This window comes from Erwinia sp. GW821-FHT03D09, assembly GCF_059420805.1.
Window position 1 is genome coordinate 1 of the sequence record NZ_JBWKUK010000033.1, and the last position, 12656, is coordinate 12656.

Sequence of the window (12656 nt, forward strand, 5' to 3'; positions counted from 1 at the left end):
TGAGTAATGTTTTATTGGCGGTGGAGCCACAAACCGTACCTCGACATTGGGGTGAGGCTGCGACTCCTCTTCCTGCACGATCAGCTATCAGATGGGCGCTCAGTCCGGTTACTGAATGTTATTGATGACTTTAATCGTGAGGCACTGGCTATTGAGGTGGATTTTTCTCTGCCAGCAAGCCGTGTGGTAAGAACTCTCGAGCAACTCATTGAATGGAAAGGTAAACCGGAAGCAATACGATGCGATAACAGGCCAGAATATACCGGAAAAGTACTGATATCATGGGCAGCTCAGCAGAATATAATTCTTCGTTTTATACAACCAGGTAAACCTCAGCAGAACGCTTATATTGAGCGATATAACCGAACAGTGCGTTATGACTGGCTGGGACAGCACCTGTTTATCTCACTGGACGAATTGCAGGGCTATGCCACGCAGTGGCAATAGTTTTATAATCATGAACGTCCGAATATGGCACTGAATGGCTTCACGCCGATGCAGCATATTCAGCGCATGACCTGATTCTACTTATCACCTCCGTTAAAAATGGGCGGATTCCCTTATCATATGCTGGAAGTCGTATACAAGAAATTCATCCTTATGCGCGTTTTGAAATTTATTTCCTATCGATTCCTTGGTATTACAACCTGCAGAAATAAGCCCCTGAACTTTTCCTTTTAGGGATAGATAAATCAAGCTTGACATTTAATTTCCTTATCAGTGTTTATTTTAAAAAACATAAATGGATAGCTTAGCATTAATTTAAAATCACCCTCCTTCAAAAAATGCCAATAATTGAATAATGAAATGCCGAAAAATAAGCATTTCCGGCTAATATTAATTACTCCACACAATTACACCAAGCTAATAAAAAAATTTTCATAACCCCTACAATATATAATTATTTCTTTTAAATAACTCATCTCTTATTTTTAAAGAAAGTTCACTCAAAACATCCTTCTGAGAAAGGTGAAGATATGGTAAAAAAGAGTCAATAACTGGGTGTGATATAAAGCTAACATCTTTATTCTGCCTTACTCGAACAGCTAACAAACAAATAATTTCCGCAGGCAGATACTGCCATTCTATACTATCAAACTCATAAAACTCTTTTGAGTTTTTTCTACATCTACTTATATGAAAGTCCGCCATATCATGAATAACTGAAGAAACAACACCTCTATCACCACTCAAAAAACCCTTATAAGCATTTATATAAATCGGATTAAAGTTATCATCCACTTTGGCTTTTAGTTTGTTTTGCTCACCGTCCAATAAGCCACTCAAATTATTTATCACAGGATCTAGCCCAGAATAGTCATTATAAAGCATAATTGCCAATGGCAAGATACTTGAGCTACCAAAACATCTCTTGATAGCAAGGTTTTTCTTTTCTTCCGCTTGATTCACTCTGTCATCCAAAAAACTCTTTAGCTGCCTCATTAATAATTGTTGTTCATTTTTTCCAAAAAATGCTAGCGAAAGCATACATAACATACTTAAATTAGTATCTAATCTAGCCGGCAAGAATTCTTTTCGAAAAAATGCAGCAACATTAGCTAACGCCTCAATATAGTAACCGTTAATTAAATTTAAAAAACCACTTTCATCTCGAGTACAATTAAAATCACGTGCTAAAACAGCAATTTCTTTAGACTTATCCCCTAGAACATCCATAATAGTTTGATGAACAATCCTACTGCCCACCTTTTCATTAACAAAGTACTCATAAGGTAAATCATCTTGCCCTTCAAGATATTTTATTAGACGCTCATTAACACCACGATAATACTCTGCTTCCTCTACAGTTACATAACCAGCCACTTTATTAATCATATCATTTGTCATTTTTCACCCTCCATTTATTAGTCCCAAATGCTAACGACCATTGGCTGAAGAATTGACAAACACATCTATTATTCTAGCGACTCCAACACTTGCCAAAATATCCGAAGGTCTATATCCATTCATGTTATACCCACCACTAGGCACATCATCGAGCAAAACTGTTCTAATAAAATCTTGTGAGCTCATTTGCCTATTGCTTAAAGTCCCTACATTTCCAGTGCTATTTGTTTTCACCTCGAAAATATCAAACTTACCATCAGGTCTTGCGCCAACTAAATCTATACCGTTATTAGAACCATTCTGTATTGAAAATACATCAGTATACTTCCCAGACGCCTCTAGCTGAGCTTTAGCGTTTGCTTCACCAAAGTCACCCAGTCTCTTAGTAAAGCACCATCCCCATGGATCGATGTATGCCAGCGGGTTCGGCGCATATTGATAAAGATTTATCCCCCCCGCCAGCCCTATCGGATCATAGGGACGATCCCGATACCATCGTACTTTTTAACACGCTACCGCCCGCGCCACACTTCACTTTTTAAAGAGCAGCTTTCACACTTTTAACATCACGTTAGCACACCGATCCCGACGCGCACTTTTCCAGTATTACTGTTTATAAAAATTTTAATTTATCCGCAACAGAACAATTCGCGATTTGGACATCCGATGGTCTAGTATTCACAAATGTACTGCCTGATATGTTAGTTCCAGAAAACTTAGCATCATCAAAAATACAATTTTCAAAATAACAAGTATAAAAACTAGATTTTGCCAAGTTAGATTTAGTAAAATCACAATTAACAAACTTCTTACCACTAACTAAAACATCTCTCATTTTAGACTTAAAAAAATGGCAAGAATTAAAATCTGCATTTATTCTAGTAGATTCAAATACCGCACCACTAAAATCACAATCCGTAAATTTTTCTGAAAGATTAGCTGGCATTTCTGCATCAATAAAGACACACCCTTCCATTATAGTATAAATGAAACTTCCACCTCGGGACATACCATATCCATCAACAATTTCATGTAGCGAATGAGAATATGAAAAATCAATATCAGATATATAATGATATTTAAATGACTCCCTAAAAGGAAACCCTCTGAAATCTATTTTACCTCTTTCTGTTGTTCCAAAAGGCTGATGCATCCAACGAACATTAGGGGTGCTCTTATCTTTCCAGTTCTCTTTTTTCAGATTGCGATTAATCTCAAAATCTAGGTCGGTAGACCATCGTTCTCTTAACTCTTTTTTTAACTTCCTGCTCATATAAGCCACCTCAATAAAGAATATTAATCAACCAGTCAGTCACACCATCAACATTATACTTCCTGATTTTAGGTGCCTGACCCGGCGTTGTAATATCAAATACCGCAACTTTGCCATTAGGTAGTGTAGCATGATAGTCTGGACGTAAATTCCCCACCATGATCCAGTTACATTCCTTTTAATATCAATATCTAACAAATACCTATTATTTGCAGTTAGTTTATCTGTTATCTGCTGAATAGCGTTACCACGTGATACATTTTTCAACCACTGAGGTATATGGGAGTTATTCGACCAACGCTGATGTATTTTCCCCCATGGTGTATTCATATGACCACCACGGTCAAGCAATCTGCTAGCACGTTGTACCGCCATATCCAGTTCAGCCACGGCACGATCCACTGCTTTATTACCACCAGAACCTTTACCCCCTGAACCTTTGCCTACACATGTCAACCCAAACGGATCGATCCACATGAGAGGATTCGGCGCATACGCATAGGTATTAATTCCCCCCGCCAGCCCTATCGGGTCATAAGAACGGAACCAACCTATTTTCCAGTTATACCCTCAATTTGGAGCGTACTATCAGTCTATTAAAACGCATGGCAAACGACCATAACTAAAAACAGAATGTTACTCCATCCTGAGTGATACACCAACAGAGACGATACCAAGCGCCCGAAGGTAAATGGCGGCGTGAAGCGGGATTTGAGACGGGCGCACATCTGACCGTTAAAATAACCGATGGCTGTATTGTGCTGGTTCTGGACAGTGATGAAGTGGACGATCTTAAACACGAACAGGAAGAGCTACGCCAGCAACTGCGGGATATTGTAAGTATCCCGCTAAAGCGGCGTTCCAGAAGATACCAGGATTAACCGGGTAAACGGATAAAAATAGCCGGAAAGATCAGGAGATCTTTCCGGCCATTTATTTATTAAAGTAGCCAAGCCTTATTTCATCAACTTTAATTTTTTATTTCAGACAACCTAATTTTCAATATTTCAATTTGTGACTCTACTGCTTTTATTACTTCAGCATCATTTCCCCACATATCAAGAAAACCCCAGTCTTCATCAGGAGGGAAAATCATATTGGTTAATATTACAATAGATTTATTTAGAAGATCTTTTAATATATCCCTATGACGCACAGGCCAAACATAAACAATACCTATAGTCTGTAGTAAATAACAAGCAGCTCTTATTGAATCATATCGTTCATCTTTAGGAGAAAAATCTTCTATTTCATTTATTAGTAAAGAAATATCATTTTTTTTCCAAAACACATGAAACCAATCAGCAGCCTCATCATTACCCCAAGGCTCTCGACTCCAATCTCCCATGTCATTATCCTCTTATCATTTAGAACCGAATCTAGACTCTTGAGCACTTTCAGCCTGTACCCATGCACTATTTTTGAAATTTTCTCTAGTTCCACTCGGCGCCCTAATATTTGATGTAGTTCCACCATCAGTTATTCGGCCTCCATTTCTGACTATCTCACTAGCTTCCTTATTTAATATACTTTGTGCAGAATGACCATCCATATTAAGCACTTGTACAGTACTGATTTGATCAATAGGTAATTTACCAGAATCTATATGTTGCCCTAATCTTGTAATGAAATCTTGGTCAACTGTTGAACCTACATAAATACGTCCTGTTTTATCAGTGTATCTATAAACGCCTATAGAATTAGAATTTAAACCTAACAATTCTGATAATGCTGTATTAACCAGCCCAAGAGGATCGATCCACGTTAATGGATTAGGCGCATACTGATAAAGATTAATCCCCCCGCCAGCCCTATCGGGTCATAGGGACGATCCCGATGCCATCGTACTTTTTAACACGCTACCGCCCGTGCCACGCCTCACTTTTTAAAGAGCAGCTTTCACACTTTTAACATCACGTTAGCACACCGATCCCGACGCGCACTTTTACCCCGACGACCAGTATAACGGCGGCGCAAGCCGCCGTTAACCCTTTGTTTTGTCGTTGTCTTTATCTGTGATGTCTGTCATTACCCGACCCCGTAGCGGGGCCGCTGCTTGCTGCGGCTCTGCTACGGGTTGGCCGGGCGCGAGCTGGCGAGGCCTGCTGGTGACGGCACGGCTCACCGCACAGCCGCTCCACCGCCTTACGCAGACTCAGTTTTTCGGTGTGCATCACCCAGTCCAGCACCGAGCCGCCCGCATCGCAGCCGAAGCAGTGATACAGGTTCTTCGACGGCGAGATGACGCGAGACGGGGTTTTCTCTTCGTGGAACGGGCACAGCACCGTGAAGTCCTTGCCCTTTTTGAACATCTGCCACCCCTGCGAGCGCACAACGGCAACTAACGGAACGGCGGTTTTCAGGTGTTGTAACTCTGCTTCCGGGATGCGGGCCATAACGCGAACTCCTGTAAAAACCTGTCAAGAGGGTTTGACTAAAAATAACTCGACAAGCATATACATCAGCTAGTAGTATTTACAACAGTTAAATGTAAAACATGGAATAGATTATAGTCATCAGGTCTCAAAGGATTTCAGGTAAAACGACTATGGCCGCACCGATTAGTAACGAAGAACAGGTATTTATCGCTGAACTTGGCAGGCGGATCACCGCGCTGAGGAAGGAGGCAGGGATGACGCAGACGCAGGTTGCGCAGGCGCTGAACGTCTCCCAGCAGGCTGTACAGGCATGGGAGGCCGGAAGGCGGCGGATACAGATATCCATACTCCCAGCCGTGGCAAGGCTGCTTTCAGTTTCTCTGGAAGATTTACTGGGCGAAGAACCGGAGAAGATCACCCGTAAGCGCGGCCCGGCCCCGAAGTGGCAACAGCTTATTGAAGAGATCGACAGTCTGCCGAAGGCAAAGCAGAAGATGATTTCGGAGATGTTAAGCGCCCTGATTGCACAGGCGCGTAACTGACTGATATTTAACGCGACTGCTACAGGAGGCAACCTGTAACAGCCGCTCACCACAAGCAACTATACGAGGTAGTTAATCATGGCTGAACACGATTGTATTTCAGAAGTGAAGATTTCCAAAGCGCAGCGGCAGTATATCGTCGGATATGTGCCGAATCAGGGCGATACCAGTACGCCGAATATTAATTTAAAGGGTAAGTGGCTGCGTGAGGCGGGATTTGATCGGGGTGTCCATGTCACCGTTAAAATAACCAATGGCTGTATTGTGATTATTAAAGACAGCGATGAAGTGGATGAACTGAAGCGTAAAAAAGACAGTCTGCGACTGGAACTGCTGGAACTTAAGCAGACTAATCAGGAAATACGGGACGCCGCTAAAGCGGCGTTCCAAAAGATACCGGGCTTAACCGGGTAAATGTATAAAAATAGCCGGGAATATTCCCCGGTTACTTTCAAGAAAGGTAGTTATTTATTTCAGCCTTCATAAACTGACTGAATGTCATATGAATATCAGTTATATCCTCTCCCTCAGTGTAACAATAAACAGCAGGATCAAAACTATCCGTATCAACAAATAATAATGATGTGTAACCCTGATGCATTAAGAATGCAAACATATTGGGAGGAGGGATAACATTATTATCTTCCATTAAATTACGAGTTTCTTCATTTATATCTTGTAATTCATTAAAGAAAAACCAAGTACCTCCTTTGAAATCACCAGCGGTGATACCCATTTTCTTCAAGAAAATTTTATAAGAGCAAGGCAAAACTCCGTATTCCTCCTCCAAAATCACAACTTGTTTTTCAGTACATCCTATAACACGCATACCTTTCTCAGTGATTACACTTACAATCTTATCAATTTCCTCAACATACAATTCTTTATTCATTTTATACCTATTGAAGAATATTTATTTTCACGCCCGGGAACATTTCCCCAAACTGCCTAATAACTCCTTGACATGAATCACATATTGGCAATTCAGAAAATAGGTTAATAGTACCTTTAGAGTCAGGTGTTATTTTACTCCCAATATGCTCTAATATTTTAGCTTCTGAATCAAAAGCTCGGGGATGGGAAACAGTCGTTGTTGTGAATAAACGGTTATTTGGATCAGGAATATCAACAAACCCAGGAATAGACCCTCTACCACTTACAGCATCAGCAACTCCTGATACACCATCAATATCATAATTAGAAGTGGCTATATTCCTTCCTTTTCCAATTCCTCCAGGTTTTCCTCCTAAATTACTGCGATGTTCCGCCGCTCTTGTAACAGCACACCCTGATAGTCCAAGAGGATCTATCCATGTTAGCGGGTTTGATGCATAAGCATACAGGTTCATCCCCCCCGCCAGCCCTATCGGATCAGGCTGCGTAAATCTCCCGCAGACAGGATCAAAAAATCTGAAGGTATTATAGTGCAACCCTGTCTCACGATCCAAGTACTGCCCCTGCAACTTCAGGTTTTGGGCCACCACCGCATACTGTCTATTCTCCTCACTCAGCGTATTCCCCCATAAACTCGCCTGCCCGCGCCACACGATATCACCCTCCGCATTGGTCAACTCTTCCGGCATCCCGTTCAGGTGATTATGGTAGTAATACACATCCACGATGTGATGGATTTTCTCCGTTTCCGTCTCTTCATGATGAAAAGTATCAACCCGGGCCAACGGCTCGTAACTGAAGTTGCGATAGGTGTACAACACGTGATTTTTGGGTTTGTCGCTGGTGCACTCACCACACAGTACCATCCCATTCCAGTAGAACGTGGTCACCTCAGGCTCCGCTGCTGGCACCCCAGCGTTGCCATGCCGATACAGGATTTTTTGCGTTCGCCGCCCCAGCGCATCATAGCGGTACTCTGCATGAGTGAAGTCCGGGTGTCCCTCAAACCGTACTTCAATCAGGCGATGCTCACTGTTGTAGCCAAAGTGCTGCCTGATTCGTTTACGCTCATGGGTACGCAACGACAGCCGGCCAAAGGCATCATAGCGGTAAGTATATCCTCCTGAATGGGTTACCCGGTTTTGAACGGCCACTGAGGAGTTACTCTCCAGCAAGTTAGCCGCGGCATCATACCGATACTCAGCCGTATCGTACCCTTTCACTTTCGCCAGGATCTGCCCTGCCGGATCATACTGGTATTGCTCCGCCTCTCGTGGCCCGTAATGAAGCGGCCTGTCCGTATTACCGTAATTCACGATCCTTTCGACCAGATTGTCATGGGCATCATAGCCATAGCGCTTGTCAATCACCGGCGCAAAGACCGTGGCCAGGGCCCCTGACCGGGTAATATTGGCGACAATACGGCCACTGCCGTCGTACTCCGTCTGCTGCTGCAACGCTCCCTGGGTGCGGTTGATTTCCCGGTGCAACCGATCACGCTCGTACTCTGCCAGGACCCAGGTCTGCTCACCATCCACCAGGTTTGTCTGCTGTAAATGGCCACTGCCATAATAGAGATGGAGCAACACTCGACCATCAGGCAGAACCGTACTCAACAGATTACCCAACGGATCATAGTGATGCTGATACTGACCACCGTGATTATTTTCTGCGGTCAGTTGCCCCAGGCTGTCAAAGGTAAATTCCAGCACGTCTTCAACGTCGGGTTCACGCTGCTCGGCCCTGGCCTGCGCCCATTCGGCGCGCGTAAAACGGGTGAGAGTGATGCCTTTCTTGCCATAACAGTATTCAGTGCGGCTGTCGTGTGTCATCTTCGTCCGCACCCGGCCAATCGCATCGCGTTCAAAGCAGGTAAAGAGTGGCGAATACTGTAACGCAGCCGCATCTGCATCCGGGAAATGGGCCAGCGCAATCAACTCGCTCAATGCGTTGTACTGGTACTGCCTGCATTGACCACTCAGATCGTATTCCGCCGTCAGGCGATGCAATGCGTCATACTCAAACCGGTAGGCTTCTCCTTTCTCATTCAGTAACCGCACCAATCGCCCCAAAGTGTCATACTGGAAACGTACACACTGCTGTTTGGCATCCCACCGCGCCGTGACCTGCCCACGGAGGTTGCGTGCAAATCGGGTGATATCCCCCGCCGGGCTGATAACCTGCTCAAGTTGACCGGCAGGATCATACTGAAACCGGGGCTCCCGGCCATCGGGCAGGACCTGTTTTTCCAATAATCCCGCAGCAGAAAAGTGGTATTGAGTCATGGCCCCGCTGGCATCCGTCACCCGCTGTAACTGCCCCCACGCGTCATATTCCACCCGCGTCATGTAACCAGAACAGTCTGTCTGCCGGATCACCTGCCCACGGTGATTGTAGGCATAGTGGTTCTCATTACCTCTGGCATCCAACAGGCGTATCAGATTGCCCTGGTCATCATAGTCATAGCGGGTAACCTGCTCTGCGGGGTCAATAGTAGAGATAAGGTCGCCCCGTGCACCGTACTGGTAATACCAGGTACCACCGTTGGGCAATATCCGCGAACGTGGAAACGCAAAATCCTCATCCCACTCGGTAAAGAACTTCTCATCTTCCGGATTGATGCTGGCACTGAGGTTACCGCGTTCGTCATACTCGAAACGGTAGATCCCCCCTTGCGGATCTGTCGCAGAACTCAGTTGGCGCTTGTCGTTCCACGCAAACTGCCAGCGATGACCATAAACATCAGTGTGCACGGTTATCTGGTGTTGTGTATCCCACTGCCGGACACTGACACCTACCCCAGATTGGTGCACACGCAGGGTTCGCTGAGGCAGATCGTACTCCAGTTGATAGGCTTCAAGACACTGTTCGCCATCCATCAACCAATGCTCAGCAACATAGCCCTGTTCTGGCGGATCTCCCTCATCTCGCAACTCGTCCGGTACGGTCAGCCATTGCCAGCGATAACGTGCCTGCAGCCCTGTCACAAACTGATGCATAGTCATCAAGTGGTGTTCAGGATCGTAGGCAAAACGCCGCGTCTCACGGCCATCCGCATCCTGAACGGTTTCCAATTGCCCGGCAGCATTGTAGCCATATTCCACTAACAGGCGTTCGTGTTGCTCTTCACTCTGCTGAAAAACCTGGTAGAGGCGCTGCGGGTGTTCAGGGTGATAACGCAGTTCTACCGCTATCGCCTGTGTCTTATCAAAGATATGAGTGAGTTGCCCCTCCAGGTTATAACGGTAGGTCAGGCTGTTCTCATGGCGGTCGAGGGTCTGGGCCAGCCGAAGCCGGTTTATACGGTGGGGATCAGTTTCAAAAAGCTGGTAATCGCCGTCCGGGGTTTCAAGCAGGAAAATATTGTTCAGGCTACGATACATCCGGAAGCCTTCATCAACATAAAAGAACGCACTGCCCAATGCCATAATCCCCAACGGGAGATCGCGTCCGGAACGATCGGTGTAAATCACCTCATCCTCTCCCGGAAAGAGCCTGGACTGTTCAAGGCGTACAGAGACATCAAACGGCAATGACCAACCGCGGCCCAGCACGCTCCGGTTACGATTGCGGCTGTTATACACGCGCTGCCAATACAATGGATAGTGCCCCGGCAGCACAAAATCACGATCCTCCTCACCGTAGAGCACTTTGGATCCGGTGGCTGCATTAACCGGATTGGAAACCGCCGAAGTAGCCCGACCAATAGCGCCCCCCACTGTGGCGCTAATCCCAACGCCGATGGCAGATCCTACTGCCTCCATCGCGAGGGTGCACCCCACGGTCTTCAGACAATTGCGGATCCCGCCGTTGAGTACCGACCGTAATCCTCCAGCCAGTAACCCCACCCCAGCAGAGCCGACCACCTGGCCCAAAAAATCCATGATCGGGTTTTTTCCACTTCGGATATCACGGACCACCACACTGCTGCCACCAATTCGAACTCGCGGTGTACCGTGAGTATGTTTGATCACGGCTTCACAGGTACTGCGATCGCCGTTACGGCTGGCAGGTTGGCTGTTGATTAGCACCTTTTTAGAGCCTTCGGCCAAATATAGTGGTCCGCCAAAGGCATGCCATTTGGTACAGACAATTTTATCGTCATCTTTCGGGGTAGCAGCAGGATCCTTGGGCGCAGTGACCGGGGCAACAATACCATCCCAAACCCCCTCCCAGAACCCTTTTTTCGGCTCATTGTCAGGCGGTGGCGTTGGTGGAGTCGGAGCCGCTTTATTGTCATCGAACAACGATGTGGCCATTGAACCTGCAGACATGGTCATTCCTACTGGCGTCAGCATAAAGGCTTTTTTTGCTACGCCTTCGGCGATGGCCAACGCTTTATTCTTTGGCGGATTTTGCCGTTCCTCTTCGATTAATGCATAGAGACGTTCATGGGGAATGCTTCCGGCAGCACGCGCAGCAAGCTTGCTTTTGGTTTTTACGTTTAACGAGCCTGTGATAATGGTTGCATCCAGCGATGTGCCACCGATTAACTCACCGATACCATCAGAAACGGCATCAATCGCCTCCCCTAGTACGAACCCACCCGCCACACCCGCAGCTAACCCAACAGCCAACGCAGCCCCTCCTGTTGCGGCTGTTGCTGCCACAGCTGCTACACCAATCGCAGCATAAATAGCGCCTTTCACTACACCACTGACCAAATCAGCCCAGATGGATGTGTGCGCCAGTTTGTCATCTACTTTTGCTGCCAGAAAATCCCCTGCCATGATGCTATCCTTTGCAAAAAATCAATGAAGAACGAGGCTATCGATAATCCCCTGCCAGTGAGCCAGGTCAGTCTCACTAAAAGCCCTTGGCTGTGAATAAGCCATCACCAATAAGCTCCCTTGTGCTTCAGTGAATAAAAGGCATTGGTGCATCTTTTGTCCTTTTTGGTCGAACTCACAGTGTGCCTGGTAAGACTGTCGTTGTTCATCAGGACTGTTCACCATGACGGTTTTTTTCTCATCAAGCAGAAAGTTTTTCATGGCGCGTTTTAACTGTGCCATCTGCTGGTCGTAATATCCCTCCAATGACTGTCCTTGTGCCAAACGGGCGCGAGTAATCACCAACGCCGCCTGCAATTCATTGAATTTTATTATATTAACACTCTCATCTTCCCCACCGACTGGTAACTCAAAGTTTCCCTCTTGGATTTGGTATTTCATTTTTCATCCCTATTGACGTTTATTATTTTTTAGCCGGTGGGAAAGCCGCCTTAACCGCAGCTTTAATAGCCGCAGCGCTCGGACCTGCCTTTGTTCCTGGCCCCCCGCCATCCATATTCAGATCCAACACACCCCCTGTTGCGATCTGACCATTGGCAGAACCATAAAAGTTAAAATTATTACAAATCAAACTGATATTACCGCTTGTATCCAATTCGATCACCGCAGCACCACATACCAACCGTATACCTGTGGCAGAAGAGAGTATTAATGGGCCTTGCACTGCTTCCTCTCTTCGCCCACCAATCACCGTCGTCTGATCACCCTGTATCGCCACACCATGATTGGCACTCACTGTCATATTGTGGTTTTGAAGGATAGAAACAGTCTGATTTTGCATGACCATCTCGGTATGATTAGCTAACACGGTAGTGGTACGATTATTCAGCACCTTGGTCGTCATATCCTTTTGCGCATGCAGAAACAGCCCTTCGCTGCCCCTGGCATCTTCAAACCGCAGTTCGTTGTAGCCTTCTCCTTTGTGGGTCCT

Annotated in this window: 11 protein-coding genes and 5 pseudogenes; 3 read left to right on the forward strand and 13 right to left on the reverse strand. The window is 45.8% G+C overall.

The genetic code is table 11. The annotated features are described in order from the left end of the window. Positions 1-69: 69 nt before the first annotated feature. Positions 70-522, forward strand: a pseudogene (locus tag AC07U6_RS21885) (integrase core domain-containing protein); the annotation flags it as partial. A gap of 18 nt (positions 523-540) precedes the next feature. Here AC07U6_RS21885 and tssD read toward each other — a convergent pair. The 9 genes and pseudogenes from tssD to AC07U6_RS21930 all read right to left on the reverse strand — a co-directional run. Beyond that, positions 541-705 (reverse strand): type VI secretion system tube protein TssD, encoded by a 165-nt coding sequence (gene tssD, locus AC07U6_RS21890; protein WP_494763307.1) that lies wholly within the window; start codon positions 703-705, stop codon positions 541-543. A 183-nt stretch (positions 706-888) separates the two neighbouring features. Beyond that, on the reverse strand, positions 889-1848 hold the full coding sequence (locus AC07U6_RS21895) for a hypothetical protein (RefSeq protein WP_494763308.1): 960 nt from the start codon (positions 1846-1848) through the stop codon (positions 889-891). A 387-nt stretch (positions 1849-2235) separates the two neighbouring features. Then, positions 2236-2322: pseudogene (locus tag AC07U6_RS21900) on the reverse strand (RHS repeat-associated core domain-containing protein); the annotation flags it as partial. 139 nt (positions 2323-2461) lie between these two features. Next, the gene (locus AC07U6_RS21905; RefSeq protein ID WP_494763309.1) at positions 2462-3121 is read right to left on the reverse strand and encodes a pentapeptide repeat-containing protein; all 660 of its coding nucleotides are present in this window, start codon (positions 3119-3121) and stop codon (positions 2462-2464) included. Positions 3122-3568: 447 nt separating this feature from the next. After that, positions 3569-3688 (reverse strand): annotated as a pseudogene (locus tag AC07U6_RS21910) (RHS repeat-associated core domain-containing protein); the annotation flags it as partial. A gap of 403 nt (positions 3689-4091) precedes the next feature. Then, positions 4092-4469: a hypothetical protein gene (locus AC07U6_RS21915; RefSeq protein WP_494763310.1), complete on the reverse strand. Its 378-nt coding sequence runs from the start codon at positions 4467-4469 to the stop codon at positions 4092-4094. A 15-nt stretch (positions 4470-4484) separates the two neighbouring features. Beyond that, complete coding sequence (locus tag AC07U6_RS21920) at positions 4485-4841, reverse strand: hypothetical protein (protein ID WP_494763311.1); 357 nt, start codon at positions 4839-4841, stop codon at positions 4485-4487. A gap of 21 nt (positions 4842-4862) precedes the next feature. Continuing rightward, positions 4863-4942, reverse strand: a pseudogene (locus AC07U6_RS21925) (RHS repeat-associated core domain-containing protein); the annotation flags it as partial. Positions 4943-5241: 299 nt separating this feature from the next. Next, a pseudogene (locus AC07U6_RS21930) lies at positions 5242-5517 on the reverse strand (CHC2 zinc finger domain-containing protein); the annotation flags it as partial. Positions 5518-5669: 152 nt separating this feature from the next. Here AC07U6_RS21930 and AC07U6_RS21935 point away from each other — a divergent pair. After that, positions 5670-6041 carry a helix-turn-helix domain-containing protein gene (locus AC07U6_RS21935; RefSeq protein WP_494763312.1) on the forward strand — a complete coding sequence of 124 codons (372 nt, stop codon included), beginning with the start codon at positions 5670-5672 and terminating at the stop codon, positions 6039-6041. Positions 6042-6119: 78 nt separating this feature from the next. After that, complete coding sequence (locus AC07U6_RS21940; protein WP_494763313.1) at positions 6120-6455, forward strand: SymE family type I addiction module toxin; 336 nt, start codon at positions 6120-6122, stop codon at positions 6453-6455. 37 nt (positions 6456-6492) lie between these two features. Here the strand turns inward: AC07U6_RS21940 and AC07U6_RS21945 are convergent, their stop codons facing one another. The 4 genes from AC07U6_RS21945 to AC07U6_RS21960 all read right to left on the reverse strand — a co-directional run. Further along, entirely contained in the window at positions 6493-6933 is a 441-nt protein-coding gene (locus AC07U6_RS21945) for an SMI1/KNR4 family protein (RefSeq protein ID WP_494763314.1), read from the reverse strand. Between the two features lie 7 nt (positions 6934-6940). Then, positions 6941-11665: an RHS repeat-associated core domain-containing protein gene (locus AC07U6_RS21950; protein WP_494763315.1), complete on the reverse strand. Its 4725-nt coding sequence runs from the start codon at positions 11663-11665 to the stop codon at positions 6941-6943. A gap of 21 nt (positions 11666-11686) precedes the next feature. Continuing rightward, on the reverse strand, positions 11687-12106 hold the full coding sequence (locus AC07U6_RS21955) for a DcrB-related protein (protein ID WP_494763316.1): 420 nt from the start codon (positions 12104-12106) through the stop codon (positions 11687-11689). A 22-nt stretch (positions 12107-12128) separates the two neighbouring features. Beyond that, the coding region (locus AC07U6_RS21960; RefSeq protein WP_494764847.1) for a bacteriophage T4 gp5 trimerization domain-containing protein at positions 12129-12656 on the reverse strand (528 nt) is incomplete at its 5' end.